Genomic DNA, 19156 nt, shown 5'->3' with positions numbered 1-19156 from the left:
AGAGGGTTTTTGCAGATTTAAACTTTATTTTAAAAAAGCTTCTTTAAAATTTTATATACAGGAACCGGAAGCTTCTTTTTGATAGCAAAATCCAGTTTTTTCAGATGAAATGGATAGCTACGATAAGCATTGAGGTACTCTTCAGGAAGTTCTTTCCCTGATATGTAAAATTTCTGAGTCGTATGGTTGATGCTTCCTTTTGCAATTCCTTTTTTATCAAACATCATCTGAAGCAAAGCTGCCTCAAGCTCAACCCTGTCTGCTTTTATTTTAGAGATGTTTTCTGTATGTAAACGGTAGTACGCCAGTTTTTCCGGAATATAAGCGATTAAATATTTTTGGCTGATCTTTAACCATCGGTAATAATCTTCCAGAATAAATTGGGTATCATATTTTCCGGTTTCTTTAATAACGTCTGTTTTCAGTAAAACCGTTAAAGCTGCAATTCTATTACTTTTTAACAGATCATCTTTAAAGACGTAAGGGTCTACTTTGCCCAGTATGTCATAGTCTACAATATCTTCAATAACCTCACTGTCATTATTCACAAAATGAGTATGGCTATATGACATGGCGTATTCATCCCCAAGATTTTCAAGGGTAACCACAGACTTTTCAATAGATTCGGGATGCAAAAAGTCATCAGCTGCAATAATTTTTACATATTTTCCCTTAACCAGTTCCATGCATTCATTAAGCATTCCTGCAATACCTGTATTTTTGGTATGATAATTTTTCTCTGCAGGGTAATTATTTTCCTGTAACCACTGTTCAAAAACCTCCACCGAATGATCTGGAGAGGCATCATCACCAACAATTAACTGTATATTTTTGTAGGTCTGATTTTTGATACTGTCCAGGTTTTCTCTTATAAACATGGAGTGATTATAAGAAATGACAATAACTGTTACTAATGGATATTCCATGCTAGAATTCATTTACTGCTTTAATGATCGTATTGATTTCATCTTCTTCTAAAACGGAAGAAATAGGAAGACTAAGAACTTCAGAATGCATTTTTTCACTGATTGGAAAAGAAAGTTCATTCCATTCTTTATATGCCTGTTGTTGATGAGGAGGAATAGGGTAGTGAATAATTGTTTGCACTCCTTTTTCTGTAAGATAAGCCTGAAGTTCATCTCTTTTTGCAGTTCTTATCACGAAAACATGCCATACATGCTCTGCTTCATTTTCAGGATTTTCAGGAAGAATGATAGCAGGATTTTTTATTTCTTCAATAAATTTTTTAGCGATAACTCTTCTTGTTTCGTTCTCTTTGTCAATATGTTTTAGTTTAACATCCAAAACCGCCGCCTGCAACTCATCTAATCTTGAGTTTAGACCTTTATAAATGTTCACATATTTTTGGTTAGACCCATAGTTTGCTAAAGCTCTGATGGTTTGTGCCAGGTCATCATCGTTTGTAGTTACGGCACCGGCATCACCCAATGCACCCAAATTTTTACCTGGATAAAAACTGAATCCGGCAGCATCTCCTAGATTTCCTGATTTCAGACCTTTCCATTCTGCTCCGATGGCTTGGGCATTATCTTCAATGATTTTTAAATTATGTTTTTCTGCAATTTCTTTAAGCTGATCCGAAAAAACAACTCTTCCCTGAAGGTGAACAATAAGAATTCCTTTTGTTTTTGACGTGATTTTCTCTTCAATTTTAGAAATATCAATATTGTAAGTGTTAAGTTCGGGTTCTACCAATACCGGAACTAAACCATTATCTGAAACGGCTAATATAGAGGCAATATATGTATTGGAAGGTACAATAATTTCATCACCCGGACTCATTACACCCAATTCAATATATCCACGAAGAATAAGACGGAGTGCATCCAGCCCGTTAGCAACACCTATGGCGTGTTTTGTCCCTATATATTGTGCCAGATTGGCTTCAAAACCCTTATTTTTTTCTCCCTGAAGATACCATCCGGATCTGAAAGTCTGTAATAAAGCGTCTTCTATTTCTTGTTGATAATTAAGGTTTACTTTTTGTAAATCAAGAAATTTAATCATTGTTGTTTTTATTAAAAGTTAGCACGGTTTCTATTAAGGGACATAGTTTTTAAACTCTTCAAAATCTCTGAAATAATCTTTTTCGTCATAGAGTTCAGAGGCAAGACATAGAAGTACTGCACTATGGGAAAATTTTATATCTCTCCAGATCAGTTCCGGAAGATAAAGTCCTTTTGTAGGATGGTCTAAAACAAAAGTTTCCTTATTTCCTTCTTTATCTTCAGTATTAAAGGTAATAACGCCGGATACAGCAAAGATGACCTGCTGTAGTTTTTTATGGGCGTGGCCTCCTCGGATGACGTCTTGTGGAGTATAATAAGTCCAGTAAACACGCTGGATATCAAAAGGTACATTTTTTTGCTCTTCAGCAATGGTAATATAACCAAGCTCTGAAGAACCAATTTTATTAAAAGCTATTATTTGCGGTTTATTCTTTTTCATTAAGATCATTAAATAGTTCTATAAACTCGTCAAAGTTAATCATAAAATTGCTATTAGTATGTGCACCGTCATTTATGTAGAGCTGAGCATAATAGTTCACCTCAAAAATTTTTGACAGATTGGAGAATGCGCTGAATTCTTTTGCATTATCAGGAATGAAACAAATGGCCTTAGGACGGCTTCTGCAAAACAACATATTGGACCAGGCTGCGCCGGAGATTCCTATTATAAATTTAGCGTTTTGGAAATAGCTGGCCTGCTCATCTATGCTTAACTCTTCCAGACAAACAGGAGCAAATCCGAAGTTTTTAAGATATTCTAATATCTGATCCTGGTTCTCTGCAATGCGATGGGTATTTTTTCTGTATAAAAATATCTTTTCAGGCAAATCTTTTTTTATGGTAAGCCTGTCTAAAATAAGATTAGAAAAACTGCGGGTAACCTCATGATTATAAAATGTTCCTTCTGCTTTAATTAATCCATCAAAGCGATTAAACTGAACACGGTTAAAATCATTGATATAATATAGATTCTGTACCAAGTAAGTTTTATCTGAGTTTAGATATTTGATCTCAAATTTATTTCCTGCTACAATCTCCAATATCTTTTTCATACTTGGGACCTCCAGCACGATTTCATTTACTAATAAAGTAGTCGTGTTCCCATTAAATAATGTGAGTTTTGGCATTATTTCAATCAGGAAATGAAACCAGTTCCAGGAACCGTTACCACCCAGGAAAAAACCATCTTCCAATTTTTCAGGTTTTACTTTTATATCTATCCGGGCCTCTTCATCATTATGGGATGTTACAAATCCTTCGTTGAATCTTTCTTCCTTACTTCGATAAACAATTAATTCATCATTTAATAGGATTGAAGAAGATTTAATATCAATCTGAACATTTTGGAATTGATACAATGAAATTTCCGGACTAACAGTTTCAATGTATTGTTCATCAGTATTTAAAAATCTGGGCATATAGTTTTTAAATACACCTTTATCAATCAACTTTTGTGTGATATTGCTTTTATAGTTTTCAATATCTTTTATTTTGGCTTGTAATGAATAGGGTTTATGCTTATTTCGTAGAATTATTTTTTTAAAATAACTGAAAAGTGATTTGTTGTTTTTTATTTTGGTTTTCATCTGAAGCTTGTTTTAAGAGATAGGAGTACGATTAGAATGTGAAAAACATCTTTTTTATCAACTTGTGGTATCTCCAAAAGCTCTGATTGCTATGGGTTTTAATTTAGCAAGGCCTATCTTATTGAAAGAAATAGATGGTATATGTTTTATCATGGATATATAAATAAATAACACTCTACAATTGATACCATCGTAGAGGTGTTATAGCTCTTTGTGAACTGTAAAGCAAATTCAATGCTATTTTGGTCCAAAGGAGGATATTATTGTCAGACTCTTTATACTATTGAAGAATTACTGGAGTCATAAATGATGAAAATGTCTTATTTTGAGTTTAATAGAAGTAATACATGTTCAATTTCTCAGATTAGCCTTTATTCTGAAGTACAATTAGCTTTTTTTCTGAAAAAGATTATAATAATATTTTTTGAAATTCAGATAACCGGATATAAATCTGCCGCCTGTTATTTTATTAAATTCAGATCTCATTTCAATAAACTGAGAGGAACGTACATCAATGATGTGATAGGCTAAACGATCATGAAGATCATCGCCATACAGCCTTTTTAATATGGGAAGAATTTTGATTCTTTGATGAAGAATTTTGTATAGGTCTGAAGACATGCTGTTATTATTGTCTTCCTTGCGGTAATGGGCAAGCGGTTCATCTACTAGAAGAACCTTCGGATTATCTTTGGTAATATAAATCCACATCAGCCAGTCTTCACAGCTTTTTAAGGACGTATCAAAAAGGAAACCTTTGAGCAGTTCTTTAGAGATCAAGGAGCAGTGAATGGGGATGCTGAATTTTAAATCCCATCCGAAGACAATGCCCTCAAAGGATAGGTATTCCTGCTCAACGCGGTTATAACCAGGATCATGACTATGGTTTCTGTAAATGGTAAATTGACTTACCATTAATGGATATTCTGAATCATGTTTCAGGCTTTTGGAAAATTTTTCCCGATGAATCATATCATCACTATCTAAAAACTGAATGTAATCTCCCTGAGCTTTTTCTAACCCTGCATTTCTGGCTGATGATAATCCTCCGTTCTCCTTATAGACATAGCTGAAGCGGGGATCTTTTGCAGTCCATTTTTTTGCGGTTTCCTCAGTATTATCTGTAGAGCCATCATTAACAATGATACATTCCCAGTTTTGATGGGTTTGGTCAAGAACAGACTGAAGACACTCATCAAGATACTGTGCCTGATTGTAGCAAGGTACGATAACAGATACTTTAGCACTCATAGTTTATTGGATTTTTTGCTTCTTCTTTTTTTAATACCTCTAATAGATATTGTTCATAGTGTCTTATATTTTTCTCAAGATCATGATTGGATAAAAATTGATCCGTCTCCAACTGTTGTAATTCTTCTAATTTATTGTTGGATAATATGTAATGAGTATGTTTCGCTAATGCTGAAGGGGTATAAAAATAAGGAGGAATAGATGTTTCATTATCAATAGGCTTTATTGAATTGTTTCCATCAATATTATCCAGAATAATAGGAATATTGTTCATGCATAATTCAGTAGCGGCATAACCTACATATTCATAAATAGAAACAATCCAGGCAAGGGAAACATTTTTTTCTTTAATGCTTTCCAACATGTTTTCGGCATGGCCCTCAAATGAAATATGATGAATAAGCCCTTTATTTTTAATGACCTCCATTAATTCTGAATGGTAATCAGGATCCTGAATATGGCCAAAGATTTTAAGCTTTACCTCAGAGTTCAGATTTTTTAAAATTTCAAATGCTTCCAGTATTTTATCAATCGGTTTAATTCTGTTGATTCTGGTAAAGACCCCAATATTAAGTTCTTTCTTTTCCACAATCTTGTGGTAGTCTACAGGAGTTAAATCATGAACATTGATTGATAATGGGAATCCAAAGGTATTTTTTATTCTAACCTCCTGGGCTTCTATTTCTTTTAATTGATATTCATCAGCATACACGAAATTGTATTCAGTTGAATTTTTATCATAAGCTTCATAGATTTTGAAGTCAGGATTAAACTGAGCCTGATGACACATCAGATGGGTTTCAAAGTGAATGTCAGGATTAAGATTATTTTTTATATGATGAAAGAATAAAGCATCCACCAGGATTACAGCATCAAAAGAATTAAGAAGCTTATTCAGCCTTTTATGATACAAACTGCTTCTCCTGTATCTGTTAATTCTGAACAGGATATAATTTGAAATTTTTTTGAAAGGAAGACGATTCATGAAATCCACCTGAATTTCTCCCGGTCTATAAAGGTTGGTATGAATCTTTATACCTAATTTTTTGAGTTCAAAATAATAAATGTGAGGAAATTTTTTATTTATATGAACATCGGCAGTGGTTAATACCTCCACATCAAATAGCGATTTATCTATATTCTTTACGATTTCAAAAGTATATTTTTCAGATCCCGCTTTTTGTAATGAATTGGTTACAAATAAAAGTTTTTTCCTTTTTATCATTTAAAACTTGTTTATGACTTTAATTATGATAGAGATATCTTCTTTACTCATTACTGAAGAGATAGGAAGACTTAAAACTTCCTGATGTATTTTTTCACTGATAGGGAATGAAAGGTTTTCCCATTCTTTATAGGCTTCTTGTTTGTGAGGCGGAATAGGGTAGTGGATCAGAGTCTGAATTCCATTTTCCGTAAGGTAGGCCTGAAGTTCATCCCTTCTGGATGACCTGATGACAAATACATGCCACACATGCTCTTTTTCATTTTCAGGATATTCCGGAAGAATGATGTCAGGATGTGTAATTTCGTGGATAAAACGTTGGGCAATAGTCCTTCTGATTTCATTTTCACGATCGATATATTTCAGCTTGATATCTAAAACTGCAGCCTGAATTTCATCTAATCTGGAGTTTAATCCTTTGTAAATATTAACATACTTCTGATTGGAACCATAGTTGGCTAATGCTCTGATGGTTTTTGCTAAATCATCATCGTTAGTGGTAACAGCTCCGGCATCTCCTAAAGCACCTAGATTTTTACCCGGATAAAAGCTGAATCCTGCTGCGTCTCCAAGGTTTCCGGATTTTATACCATTCCATTCTGCACCAATGGCCTGGGCATTATCTTCAATGATTTTAAGATGATGCTGGTGAGCAAGTTCCTTAAGCTGCTCCGAAAAAACAATTCTTCCCTGTAAATGAACAAGAAGAATACCTTTCGTTTTAGAAGTGATTTTTTCCTGGATTTTGGAAATATCGATATTGTAGGTATTGATTTCCGGCTCCACCAAAACAGGGATTAATCCATTATCAGAAATGGCAAGAATAGAAGCAATATAAGTATTGGAAGGAACAATAATTTCATCACCCGGACTCATGATGCCTAATTCAATATAGCCACGAAGAATAAGACGAAGAGCATCTAATCCATTGGCTACTCCAATGGCATGCTTTGCACCGATATAATGTGAAAGATTAACTTCAAAATCAGAGAGTTCTTTTCCCATCAAATACCATCCGGAACGGAAGACTTCTATAAGTTTTGCCTCTATTTCCTGCTGGTATTCTAAATTAATTTTCTGAAGATCTAAAAACTTAATCATTAGCTTTTGTATATAATATTTCTCCGTTATTATTAATCGTTCCCCTTTGTTTGGCCGGATTTCCAAACCAAACTGTATTGGCAGGAACATCTTTTGTGACTACACTTCCTGCTCCAATTAAAGCATTTTCTCCAATGGTGTTACCAGCAACAATAGTGGCATTAGCTCCAATAGAAGCTCCTTTTCTCACAAGCGTTTTGCTAAATTCTATTGGATATTGCTTAGAGCGTGGAATTAAATCATTAGTAAAAGTTACATTAGGACCAATAAAAACATTGTCTTCCAAAGTAACGCCGTCCCATACCTGAACGCCAGGTTTTATGGTGACATTATCTCCAATGACAACATCGTTTTCTATAAAAACATTGCAGTTAATATTACAATTGCTGCCAATTTTAGCATTTTTTAGAATTACACAAAACTGCCAGATCATTGTATCTGTACCAATATTTTCGGACTGGACATCTGCCAGAGGGTGTATTTTATAATTCATTCTGTATCTTTAAAAAAGTATCATAGTCTCTCACATAATCTTTTTCATTATAATGGTGAGACGCTAAAACCAAACAAATAGCCCCCGAAGAAAAATTAATTTCCGAGGCCCAGATTCCCGGAGGAATATGTAATCCTAAATCAGGACGGTTTAGAAATACCTGTCTTTTAAACTTTCCGTCATCCAATGAAACTTCAAAGCTTCCACTGGCTGCTATCAGAAACTGATGACACTCTTTATGGGAATGTGCTCCCCGGCTTTCACCACCTGCAATGTCATACAGATAAAAGACTCTTTTTACATCAAACGGGAAATGGGAATTGTTTTCAACCACCGTAAGATTTCCTTCATCAAAACCAACTTTACCCAGATCAATTACACTGCAATCAAAAACTGAAACTCTATCTTTCATCTGTAAGCTGTTTAAATATTTCGAAATCTCTTATGTAGTCATTCTCATCATAAGACTTATCAGAAACAATGAGTGCCAGAGAATTGGTGGAAAAATTTTCCAGCCTTCTCCAATACATTTTAGGAATATATAATCCGTAATAAGAACGGTTTAATGAGTACACTTTCTCTTCCTTTCCATCGTGTATCACAACATCAAGGCTTCCGGATAATGCGATAATTACTTCCTGTTGTTCTTTAAAAGCATGGCTGCCTCGCAGTTCTCCACCCGGAACATCATAAATCCAATAGGTTCGGGCAATTTCAAAAGGAAGCTGGTTGGGATGTTCCAGAAATGAAAGATTTCCCCGTTTATCATATATTTTCGGAAACTGTATTATCTGAGGTATCATGGTGTTTTTACATTATAGTCAAAATTAGGTCTTGTAATTCCCGGGTATATATGCATTTTGCTTCCCACTTTTACATTTTCAACTTCAAAACCAACGGAATTGTCAAGTATAAATAAGGCTTCAGTCTGGTCTTTTCCAAAGAATAATTTGAAATAGTAATTTCCTGCGTTTAATAATCCTGCCGGAATATCAAACTCAATAGAATATTCTCCAGTTTTAGAATCCTGATCTTTGGTAAGAATCTTCCCTACATGGAAAACAATGAGCTCTTCATAGTTCCTTAACTCAAAAGTTGCATCCAGATTGATATTGGGACGGTTATTATGGAAAACCAATTTAACTCTTATCCCCGAATTAATATCAATCAGTTTACCGTGTTGGGCAGATACTGAAAACTCCTTTATTCTGATGTTTTCATTTCCTATAGCATCATCCAGATTCCCATTATACAGATAATGAGAGGTAGATGCACTGTTTTTTTGATACTCTATGATGGTGCTTAGCATATCACCTTCATACTCTAATGTTCCTTGGGTAAGAAGAATTCCTTTATTACAAAGCTCTTTTACAGCCGTCATATTATGACTTACAAAAAGGATTGTTCTTCCTTCTCCTTTGGCTACATCATTCATTTTTCCCAGACATTTTTTCTGAAAATCTGCGTCTCCTACAGCAAGAACTTCGTCTACAATTAAAATTTCAGATTCCAGGTGGGCAGCGACTGCAAATGCAAGACGTACATACATTCCCGAAGAATATCTTTTAACAGGGGTGTCAATATATCTTTCAACTCCTGAAAAATCTACAATCTCATCAAATTTACGTTTGATTTCTTTTCTGGTCATCCCCAGAATGGCTCCGTTTAAAAATACATTTTCGCGGCCGGTCATTTCAGGGTGGAACCCGGTCCCAACTTCTAATAGAGATGCTATTCGGCCATTTGTATAGATCTTGCCTGTAGTAGGTTTGGTTACCTTACTTAAGAGTTTTAGCAATGTAGATTTTCCGGCCCCATTTCTCCCTATTATTCCTACAGCATCTCCCTGTTCAATTTCAAAGTTGATATCACGGAGCGACCATACATAGTCGGAATTTCCTTTAGAGGCTCTGTCATTGGCTTCACCAATCTTTAAATAAGGATCTTCTTTGCCTCTTACTTTATGCCAAAGCCTGTTGAGGTCATGAGAAAGAGTTCCTGTTCCCACTTCACCCAGACGGTATTGTTTTGATATGTTTTCTGCCTTTAAAGCTAGCATTTTTTTCAGTTTTAAATTTTTATTCTAGTGTTTTTGTCTTCAATTATACTGTATCCATAAAGGTTTTCTCCACTTTGTTAAAGGTGATCACCCCTATTACCAGAAGGATCAGTATAATAACAGTACTGGCGACCAGCATTACCGGAGAAAAATCTCCTACGCCTAACCAACCATATTTGAAGCACTCAAAAATACCCGTTAATGGGTTGAATTTTGCCAGCTTTTTGAAATATCCCGGAAGCATAGATACAGGATAGATAACTGGTGTAGCATACATATATAAGCTTATCCCAAATGTTAAAAGCATACTGAGATCCTTATATTTTGTAGTAAGTGCAGAAAATATCATTCCAACTCCTAGAGCAAAAAGAGCCATAAGGATGAGTAAGAAGGGGGTTGCCAGCACCCACCAGTTAGGAGAAACTTCTTTGTTGATAAGATAATATACCCATACCACCAGGAATAGAAGGAATTGAACACTTAAACGCATCAGGTTTGAAATGACAATTGAAATGGGAGTTACTAATCTCGGGAAATATACTTTACCAAAGATATTGGCATTTCCTGTAAAAGTGGCCGTTGTCCCCAATAATGCCCCGGAAAAATAGTTCCATAAAGTGACTCCGGAAAGATAAAATATGATGCCGGGAGCACCGTCGGTAGGTAGCTTTGCAAACCTTCCGAAAATAATCAGATAAGTGATTGTTGTAAAGATGGGATTAATAAAAAACCAGATTGGTCCCAAAATGGTTTGCTTGAAACTTGATATAAAATCTCTTTTTACAAACATGTAAATAAGGTCTTTATATCGCCATACTTCCTTGAGTTTTAAATCAAATAAAGAATGACTGGCTTCAATGGTTTCTGTCCACTTTTGCTGTGGTTCATTCATCTGTGTAAGTTTTTACAAATTTATAATAATTAATTCTTACCGGATTTCCTAGTGTGTAAATTATTGTTTACATAAACTAGAAAATAACAACTAATATATTGATATTTGTTATTATGAACAAAAACTATTGACTATAAAGCCAATAGTTTGTAAGATTTATAAATGATGCGGTTATTGACTAACAAGCTGTTTCAAATACTGACCATAGCCACTTTTTCCATATTTTGCTGCTGTTTCCAATAATTTTTCTTCGTTGATGAATTTATTTCTGAAAGCAATCTCCTCAATGCATCCAATTTTGAAACCTTGTCTTTTTTCAATAACGCTTACAAATTCTGAAGCATCGTGAAGTGAGTCAAAAGTTCCTGTATCCAGCCATGCTGTACCTCTGTCCAGAACTCCCACCTCAAGCTTTTCTTTGTTCAGATAAACATTGTTGACATCAGTGATTTCAAGCTCTCCTCGGGCAGATGGTTGAATGTTTTTAGCGATTTCTACCACATTGTTGTCATAAAAATAAAGGCCAGGTACTGCGTAGTTAGATTTAGGCTTTAAAGGCTTTTCTTCTATAGAAACTGCTTTAAAGTTGTCATCAAATTCTACAACGCCGTATCTCTCAGGATCTGCAACGTGATAGGCGAAAACAACACCTCCATCAGGATTGGTTTTATTCTTTAATAAAGTCCCCATTTCCGAACCGTAGAAGATATTGTCTCCTAAAACAAGTGCTGCAGGATCATTACCAATAAACTTTTCTCCTAGGATAAAAGCTTGTGCTAATCCATCCGGACTTGGCTGTACAACATATTCTATATTACAGCCAATCTGAGAACCATCACCTAATAATTTAATAAATCCAGCTTGGTCATGTGGAGTAGTAATAATCAATATATCCTTAATTCCAGCTAAAAGCAAGGTGGACAAGGGGTAATAGATCATTGGCTTGTCATAAACAGGCATTAGTTGCTTGCTTACGGCAATGGTTAGAGGGTAAAGTCTTGTCCCGGATCCTCCGGCTAATATTATTCCTTTCATCTTTTTATTATTTGGTATTTTCTATGGCATAGTCCAACAGATCTTTGCTATTACAAGAAAATGGTCTATGCAATAAAAGTTGGCACCATCATCAAAACTTTGATGATGGTGCCAACTTATTCTTAGTTGTACTGCTTTTCGTAATATTTCTGATAATCTCCGCTGGTTACGTTTTCCAGCCATTCCTTGTTTTCAAGGTACCAGTCAATCGTTTTGCTTAATCCTTCTTCAAAAGTTACTGATGGTTTCCAGCCTAAATCCTTGTTTAATTTATTGGCATCAATAGCATAGCGTTTATCATGGCCAGGTCTGTCCTTTACAAAAGTGATCAGCTTTTCAGAGTACCCTTCAGGTTTTCCTAGTTTGGCATCCATTTGCTTAATCAATTCCTTTACCAGATCAATATTTTGCCATTCATTGAATCCTCCGATGTTATAAGTTTCTCCGGTTTTAGCTTCATTGAATATCTGATGGATAGCTTTTGCATGATCAATTACAAATAACCAATCTCTTGTATATTTTCCATCTCCGTAAATAGGTAAGGGCCTCTCATTAATAATATTAGAGATACAAAGGGGGATTAATTTTTCCGGAAAATGATTAGGGCCATAGTTATTTGAGCAGTTCGATACAATAAACGGCATTCCGTATGTATTTCCATAAGCTCTTACCAGGTGGTCTGAAGCGGCTTTGGATGCAGAATATGGGGATTGTGGATCGTAAGGTGTAGTTTCAAGGAAGAATCCTGTTTCTCCTAAACTTCCGTATACTTCATCGGTTGAAACATGATAAAACAGATTTGTTCTTTTTTCATCCGGAAATCTTCCGTGTGTGTGATCTGGGTTTAAGGTCCAGAATTCTTTGCAAAGGTTAAGAAGATTTGCCGTTCCATTCACGTTGGTATTGATAAAAGCCATAGGATCCGTAATACTTCTGTCAACATGGCTTTCTGCGGCTAAATGTACAACAGCCTCCGGATTATATTTTTCAAAAACCTTTCTTAGTTCTTCAGGCTTTGTAATATCTGCTTTTTCGAAAACATAATTAGGTTCATTTTCAATATCTTTCAGGTTTTCTAAATTTCCGGCATAAGTAAGAGCATCAAGATTGATAATCATACTTTGCGGATTATTTTTTACAAATTCTCTTACGACATGAGATCCAATGAATCCTGCTCCTCCCGTAATAATAATATTTTTCATTGATTTATTTTGAGATTGTCTTTCTACCTATACTTTTATAATAAAATCCGTTTTGCTCGGGGATTTCAAGCGGATACATATTCCTTCCGTCAAAAATAACTTTATTTTTCATTTTTTTAGCCATGAGCTCAAAATTAGGATTTTTGAATTCCGGCCATTCCGTAGCAATAAATAAAGCATCTGCATCTTCTAATGCATCATACATCCCTTTGGCGTATTGAATTTTGCTTCCCAAAAGTTTTTGTACATTGTTTTCAGCAACAGCATCGTAAGCTATTATAGTTGCGCCTTTTTCCAATAAAAGAGCAATATTATCTAAAGAAGAAGCTTCTCTGATGTCATCGGTATTCGCTTTGAATGCAAGTCCCCACATCGCGATCTTTTTTCCTTTAATGCTGCCTCCAAAATATTTTTCAATTTCAGAAACAAGAATTATCTTTTGTGAAGTATTTACATTCTCAGTGGCTTCAAGGATCTGGAAGTTGAAATTCTCCTGCTTTCCTGACTTTATAAGTGCTTTTACATCTTTAGGAAAACAGCTTCCGCCATATCCGATCCCGGGAAACAAGAACCTGTGCCCAATTCTGTCATCACTTCCCATTCCTAATCTTACCTTATCTACATCAGCTCCTACTTTTTCACAGTAGTTGGCAATTTCATTCATGAAGGTAATCTTTACAGCAAGGAATGAATTGGCTGCATATTTTGTAAGTTCAGAAGACTTTTCATCCATGAAAATAATCGGAATACCGGTGTTGGTAAATGGCTGATAAATTTTAGCCATAATATCTTTTGCTTTATCAGAACTGGCTCCAACAACAACTCTTGAAGGGTTCATAGAATCTTCAACAGCAAAGCCTTCTCTTAAAAATTCAGGATTGGAAACCACATCAAAGGGAATGCTTGTTTTAGAAGATATCGTTTCTCTTACTCTGTCTGCAGTACCAACAGGAACTGTGCTTTTATTAACAACAACCTTATATTCGGTCATCATTTCTCCAATATCATTTGCAACCTTTAATACATATGATAAATCTGCAGAACCATCCTCTCCGGGAGGTGTTGGCAATGCCAGATAAATCACTTCACTTTTGTCTAAAGCTTCTTTTAAATTGGTAGTGAAAAATAATCTTTCAGATTGAATGTTTCTAAGGAACATTTCTTCAAGGTTCGGCTCATAAATGGGAACGATGCCGTTTTTCATACCTTCTACCTTTTTTTCATCAATATCAACACAGTATACTGAATTGCCAAGTTCTGCCAGAGTAGTTCCTGTAACTAATCCCACATAACCTGTTCCTACAATCGTTATATTCAAAATGTTTTCGTTTTTAAAATTCAAAGACAAAAATAATAAAAATACCTTCATATGCTTCTTTAATTTAATGTAAATGAATTTCGTTCTATTTGCTTGATAATAAGATAATTTTGCATTTTTAGAAAAAAAGCGTATATTTGCAATGGATTTACGGAAAAAATGGGAAGGCTTCGCAAGAAAGCCTTTTTTCGTACTGTAAATCAAGATAAAAAAATGTATGGAGTTTAAAAAAAGAATTGAAGAATTATTAAATGAATTCCTTGAAACCAGAAAAGATCTTTTCCTTATTGATCTTAAGATTTCTGCAGGGGATGATATTACAGTGATTTTAGATGGTGATAATGGAGTCTCTTTGCAGGATTGTCTTGATGCAAGCCGTGCTATAGAATTCAATATGGATCGTGAGGAGCATGATTTCAGCCTCCAGGTAATGTCTGCAGGATTAAGCGAGCCATTAGTAACACCAAGACAGTTCAATAAAAACATAGGAAGAGAGATTGAGGTGATGCTGGAGGATTCTTCTAAAATTGAAGGGGAATTGTCAAAGGTAGACGAAGAGAAGATCACTCTTGTTTTGCGTTACCGTAAACCGAAAGACATCGGGAAGGGAAAGGTGGATGTGGAAGAGGAAAAAGAAATTCCTTACACAGAAATCAAAAAGGCATTAGTAGTAATTAAATTTTAAAAAAGAAAAAGAATAGATGGATAATATAGCGTTGATTGAATCCTTTGGTGATTTTAAAGACGAAAAAGGGATCAGTAAAATTGATCTTATGGCAATTATTGAAGATTCACTGAAGACTCTTTTGAGAAAAAGATTCGATTCAGATGACCACTTTGATGTGATTGTAAACCCGGATAAAGGAGATTTTCAGATATTTTTAAATAAAACAATTGTAGAGGACGAAATGTCTGAAGACGATGATTTGGAAATTGAAATTTCTGAAGCAAAGAAGATTGATCCTACCTTCGAAGTAGGAGAAGACTTTACAATGGAAATTCCTGTTGCACAGTTGGGGAGAAGAAACATCCTTACCCTAAAGCAAATTCTGGCTACAAAACTTCAGGAGCATAACAATGCAATGCTGTACGAACAGTTTAGAGATAAAATTGGGGAAATCGTTGTAGGAGAAATCCACCACATCCGTCACAAACATGTAATTTTGTTAGATGACGAAGGAAACGAATTCATTTTACCAAAAGAAAACCAGATCCCATCCGATTTCTTTAAAAAGGGTGAGAATATCAGAGCTATTGTTGAGACAGTAGATTTTAAAGGTTCAAAACCGCAGATTATTATTTCCAGAACTGCACCTAAATTCCTAGAGAAATTATTAGAGCTGGAAATTCCTGAAATCCAGGACGGAACTATTATCTTGAAAAAAGTAGTGAGAATTCCGGGAGAAAAGGCGAAGATCGCAGTAGATGCTTATGATGACAGAATTGATCCTGTAGGAGCTTGTGTGGGGGTTAAAGGATCCAGAATTCATGGAGTAGTAAGAGAATTGAGAAACGAAAACATCGATGTTATTCAGTGGTCTAAAAACCCTGAGATCTTGGTGAAGAGAGCTTTAGGAAATGTTACGATTAACAAAATCGAGATCAATGAGGAAACTAGCTATGCGTTAGTATATACTCCGGTTGAAGAGATTTCTAAAGTAATTGGAAAACAAGGTCAGAATATCAGACTGGCTTCTTGGTTGACAGGATATGAAATTGATGTTTACAGAGAGTCCAGCGAGGATGACGATGTTGAATTGAAAGAATTCAATGACGATATTGAGCAGTGGATTTTGGATGAATTTAAGAAAGTAGGACTTACAACTGCAAAATCAGTATTGGATAAAGAAACTGAGAGTCTTTTAAATATGGTTGACCTTGAAGAGGAAACAATTGAAGAGGTTAAACGTATTCTGAGAGAAGAATTTGAGGATTAAGATGTAAAATAAATCTTAATAAAACAGTAAAAAGGAAATACTTTAATTTTAAAAATTAAAAAACAGTAAATAATATAGATGCCAAAAATTAGATTAAATAAAGCGGTTAAGGAATTCAACATTTCGATGTCCAGATTAGTAGAGTTTTTACAGTCAAAGGGTTTCGAGGTTGAAAGCAATCCTAACGCTCAATTGGAAGAATCGGCATATTCTGCATTGGAAGCTGAGTTTGCTAAAGATGGCGAACAAAGAAAAGCTTCCCATGAGGTGGTGATCACTAAAGTTCCGGAAGAAAAACTGGAAATTGAAGAGAAGAAAACCCCTGAAGTGATAAGAGCTAAAGCAAACAAACCAGAAACTAAAATTTTAGGTAAGATAGATTTAGAACCTGCTAAACCTGAAGTGGAAGAAACCCCTGCTGCTCCTGTAGCGACACCGGTGGAAGAAAAGAAAGAAGAAATTGTGAAAGAAGAACCGGAAGTAAAAGCAGCTCCTGAAAAGCAGGAATTTAAAGTTTTGGATAAGATTGATTTGTCTCAGATAGAATCTAGAAATAGACCTGTTAAAAAAGACAAACCAAAAATGGAGGAGAAAAAAGAAGAAGAAAAACCGGTTGAACCTGTAAAAGAAACTCCAAAACCAGTGGTAGAAGAGAAAAAAATAGACGCTCCAAAAGTGGAAGCAGAACCTGAATCTCAGGAACCTCAGAAAATTGAAACTGTTTATCAGAAACTGGACGGTCCTAAGATCGTAGGTGAAAAAATTGACTTAACTCAGTTTGCACCAAAACCAGGAGCTGGTGCTAAAAAGAAAAGAAAGAGAATTGAAAAGCCAGGCGGAGGTCAGAATAACCAAGGCCAAGGTGGAAACAATCAAAACTCTGGAAATAATCAAGGTGGCCAAGGCGGAAACCGTCAGCACAACAATAATGGTGGTGGACAAGGTGGAAACCGTCAAGGGCAGGGCGGACAAGGAAATCGCCCGCAAGGTCAAGGTGGTCAAGGCGGAAACCGTTTCGGAAATAACCAAGGTGGAAACCGTCAAGGTGGCCAAGGTGGTGGATTTAAGAAAGGAGGTCAAAACAACAGACCTGGTCAAAGAGTTATGCCGGTTGAATTAACTGATGAACAAGTTAAAAACCAGATCAAGGAAACCTTAGAAAAACTTACCAATAAAGGGGGTAAATCTAAATCTGCAAAACACAGAAAAGATAAGAGAACTTTCCGTAGAGAACAGGACGAACGTCAGCAGGAGCTTGAAGCACAAGACAGAACACTGAAGGTAACAGAATTTATTACGGTAGGAGAATTAGCGAGCTTAATGAACGTTTCTCCAACAGAAGTAATTTCTGCATGTTTCTCACTTGGGGTAATGGTTACCATGAACCAAAGACTGGAAGCTGATACCTTATTATTAGTAGCAGATGAATTTGGATATAAAATTGAGTTCTCAGATGCGGATCTTGAAGATACAGATGCAGAAGATGAAATCGATACTGAAGAAAGCTTAGTGTCAAGAGCGCCGGTAGTTACTGTAATGGGGCACGTTGACCACGGTAAAACTTCATTACTGGATTATATCAGAAAAACAAATGTAATTGCTGGTGAATCAGGAGGTATTACTCAGCACATTGGAGCATATAACGTGAAACTGGAAAATGGTCAGAGAATTACATTCTTAGATACACCAGGTCACGAAGCCTTTACAGCGATGAGAGCAAGAGGTGCTCAGATCACAGATATAGCAATTATTGTAATTGCTGCCGATGATGATGTAATGCCACAGACGAAAGAAGCAATTGCTCACGCTCAGGCTGCAGGAGTACCAATGATTATCGCGATCAACAAAGTAGATAAACCAAATGCAAACCCTGACAATATTCGTCAACAGCTTTCTGGATTAAATCCTCCGGTTTTAGTAGAAGAATGGGGTGGAAATGTTCAGGCTCAGGAAATCTCTGCTAAATTTGGTAATAATGTAGATGTGTTATTGGAGAAAGTTTTATTACAGGCTGAGATGCTTGAACTAAAAGCTAATCCTGACCGTTCAGCTAATGGAGTTGTTATTGAGGCATCTTTAGATAAAGGTAGAGGTTATGTTGCAACGATGTTGGTGCAGACCGGGACTTTAAAAGTTGGTGATTATGTAGTAGCAGGTAAAAATCATGGTAAAGTAAAGGCATTGCTTGATGAAAGAGGGAAGAATCTTGCGGAAGCAGGTCCTTCAATTCCTGCAACAATCTTAGGCTTGGACGGTGCTCCTACAGCAGGTGATAAATTCCGTGTTTATACTGACGAAAGTGAAGGTAAAGCTATTGCCAATAAGAGGGAACAGCTTCAAAGAGAGCTTTCTATCAGGACGAAAAAGCATACAACACTTGAAGAATTAGGTAGACGTATTGCTTTAGGAGAATTCAAAGAATTGAATATTATCCTTAAAGGTGACGTGGATGGTTCTGTAGAAGCATTATCTGATCAGTTGCAAAGATTATCAACAGAAGAAATCAGCGTGAAGATTCTTCACTCAGGTGTAGGACAGATCACTGAATCTGATATCAACTTAGCGGCAGCATCAGATGCTATTATCATTGGATTTAACGTAAGAGCTGGTGCTAATGCAAAAGAACTTGCGGACCGTGAGGAAATTGAAATCAGAACTTATTCTGTTATCTATAAAGCAATCGATGAAGTAAAAGAAGCAATGGAAGGAATGCTTTCTCCTGAGATTCAGGAGCAGGTAATCGGAAATGTTGAAATCCGTGAGGTGTTCAAAATTTCTAAAGTTGGTTCAATTGCAGGTTGTATGGTTCTTACCGGAAAAGTAACAAGACAGTCTAAAGTACGTTTGTTAAGAGATGGTATTGTGAAGTTTGATGGAGAACTGGAAAGTTTGAAGCGTTTCAAAGATGATGTAAAAGAAGTAACAAAAGGTTACGAATGTGGTCTTAACTTAAAAGGATACAATGATATTGAAATCGGAGATATTCTTGAAGTTTACGAAGAAGTAGCTGTTAAGAAAAAGCTGAAA

18 protein-coding genes are annotated in these 19156 nt (G+C 35.6%); 3 read left to right on the top strand and 15 right to left on the bottom strand.

The window, feature by feature from the left end; all coding sequences use genetic code 11:
- Positions 1 to 29: 29 nt before the first annotated feature.
- The 15 genes from BBH99_RS02630 to BBH99_RS02560 all read right to left on the bottom strand — a co-directional run bounded on the left by BBH99_RS02630 (position 30) and on the right by BBH99_RS02560 (position 14192).
- A complete protein-coding gene (locus BBH99_RS02630) occupies positions 30 to 926 on the bottom strand; it encodes a glycosyltransferase family 2 protein (RefSeq protein ID WP_066691551.1) in 897 nt (298 codons plus the stop codon).
- 1 nt (position 927) lies between these two features.
- Positions 928 to 2028: a DegT/DnrJ/EryC1/StrS family aminotransferase gene (locus tag BBH99_RS02625; protein WP_066691549.1), complete on the bottom strand. Its 1101-nt coding sequence runs from the start codon at positions 2026 to 2028 to the stop codon at positions 928 to 930.
- A gap of 33 nt (positions 2029 to 2061) precedes the next feature.
- Positions 2062 to 2469, bottom strand: a complete 408-nt coding sequence (locus tag BBH99_RS02620) for a sugar 3,4-ketoisomerase (RefSeq protein ID WP_066691712.1) — start codon at positions 2467 to 2469, stop codon at positions 2062 to 2064.
- Entirely contained in the window at positions 2456 to 3616 is a 1161-nt protein-coding gene (locus BBH99_RS02615) for a glycosyltransferase family 61 protein (protein WP_066691546.1), read from the bottom strand. The genes BBH99_RS02620 and BBH99_RS02615 overlap by 14 nt, the downstream gene beginning before the upstream one ends.
- Before the next feature lie 387 nt (positions 3617 to 4003).
- The gene (locus BBH99_RS02610; protein WP_066691543.1) at positions 4004 to 4867 is read right to left on the bottom strand and encodes a glycosyltransferase family 2 protein; all 864 of its coding nucleotides are present in this window, start codon (positions 4865 to 4867) and stop codon (positions 4004 to 4006) included.
- Positions 4857 to 6092 (bottom strand): glycosyltransferase, encoded by a 1236-nt coding sequence (locus BBH99_RS02605; protein ID WP_066691541.1) that lies wholly within the window; start codon positions 6090 to 6092, stop codon positions 4857 to 4859. Before BBH99_RS02605 ends, BBH99_RS02610 begins: the two co-directional genes overlap by 11 nt.
- Positions 6093 to 7193, bottom strand: coding sequence for a DegT/DnrJ/EryC1/StrS family aminotransferase (locus BBH99_RS02600; RefSeq protein WP_066691540.1), 1101 nt, complete (start codon positions 7191 to 7193; stop codon positions 6093 to 6095).
- Complete coding sequence (locus BBH99_RS02595) at positions 7186 to 7686, bottom strand: acyltransferase (protein ID WP_066691539.1); 501 nt, start codon at positions 7684 to 7686, stop codon at positions 7186 to 7188. The genes BBH99_RS02600 and BBH99_RS02595 overlap by 8 nt, the downstream gene beginning before the upstream one ends.
- Positions 7676 to 8098 (bottom strand): sugar 3,4-ketoisomerase, encoded by a 423-nt coding sequence (locus BBH99_RS02590; protein ID WP_066691538.1) that lies wholly within the window; start codon positions 8096 to 8098, stop codon positions 7676 to 7678. The genes BBH99_RS02595 and BBH99_RS02590 overlap by 11 nt, the downstream gene beginning before the upstream one ends.
- Positions 8088 to 8489: a sugar 3,4-ketoisomerase gene (locus BBH99_RS02585; protein WP_066691531.1), complete on the bottom strand. Its 402-nt coding sequence runs from the start codon at positions 8487 to 8489 to the stop codon at positions 8088 to 8090. Before BBH99_RS02585 ends, BBH99_RS02590 begins: the two co-directional genes overlap by 11 nt.
- The gene (locus BBH99_RS02580; protein ID WP_066691530.1) at positions 8486 to 9745 is read right to left on the bottom strand and encodes an ABC transporter ATP-binding protein; all 1260 of its coding nucleotides are present in this window, start codon (positions 9743 to 9745) and stop codon (positions 8486 to 8488) included. Before BBH99_RS02580 ends, BBH99_RS02585 begins: the two co-directional genes overlap by 4 nt.
- Before the next feature lie 43 nt (positions 9746 to 9788).
- Positions 9789 to 10637, bottom strand: a complete 849-nt coding sequence (locus BBH99_RS02575; RefSeq protein WP_066691529.1) for an ABC transporter permease — start codon at positions 10635 to 10637, stop codon at positions 9789 to 9791.
- Between the two features lie 171 nt (positions 10638 to 10808).
- Positions 10809 to 11672, bottom strand: coding sequence for a glucose-1-phosphate thymidylyltransferase RfbA (gene rfbA, locus BBH99_RS02570; RefSeq protein WP_066691528.1), 864 nt, complete (start codon positions 11670 to 11672; stop codon positions 10809 to 10811).
- A gap of 122 nt (positions 11673 to 11794) precedes the next feature.
- Complete coding sequence (gene rfbB, locus BBH99_RS02565; RefSeq protein ID WP_066691519.1) at positions 11795 to 12874, bottom strand: dTDP-glucose 4,6-dehydratase; 1080 nt, start codon at positions 12872 to 12874, stop codon at positions 11795 to 11797.
- A gap of 4 nt (positions 12875 to 12878) precedes the next feature.
- A complete protein-coding gene (locus BBH99_RS02560) occupies positions 12879 to 14192 on the bottom strand; it encodes a UDP-glucose dehydrogenase family protein (protein ID WP_066691710.1) in 1314 nt (437 codons plus the stop codon).
- A gap of 217 nt (positions 14193 to 14409) precedes the next feature.
- On the opposite strand from BBH99_RS02560, the gene rimP reads away from it, so the two are divergent.
- From rimP to infB, 3 genes are all read left to right on the top strand, one after another.
- On the top strand, positions 14410 to 14877 hold the full coding sequence (gene rimP / locus BBH99_RS02555; RefSeq protein ID WP_065395843.1) for a ribosome assembly cofactor RimP: 468 nt from the start codon (positions 14410 to 14412) through the stop codon (positions 14875 to 14877).
- A gap of 16 nt (positions 14878 to 14893) precedes the next feature.
- Positions 14894 to 16129: a transcription termination factor NusA gene (gene nusA / locus BBH99_RS02550; protein WP_066691517.1), complete on the top strand. Its 1236-nt coding sequence runs from the start codon at positions 14894 to 14896 to the stop codon at positions 16127 to 16129.
- Positions 16130 to 16207: 78 nt separating this feature from the next.
- Positions 16208 to 19156: translation initiation factor IF-2 (gene infB, locus BBH99_RS02545; protein ID WP_066691515.1), on the top strand; the 2949-nt coding region annotated here is incomplete at its 3' end.

Source organism: Chryseobacterium contaminans, from assembly GCF_001684955.1.
Classification (GTDB): domain Bacteria; phylum Bacteroidota; class Bacteroidia; order Flavobacteriales; family Weeksellaceae; genus Chryseobacterium; species Chryseobacterium contaminans.
Note: the sequence above shows the minus strand (reverse complement) of the source record. Positions and strands in the feature narration are given on the sequence as shown.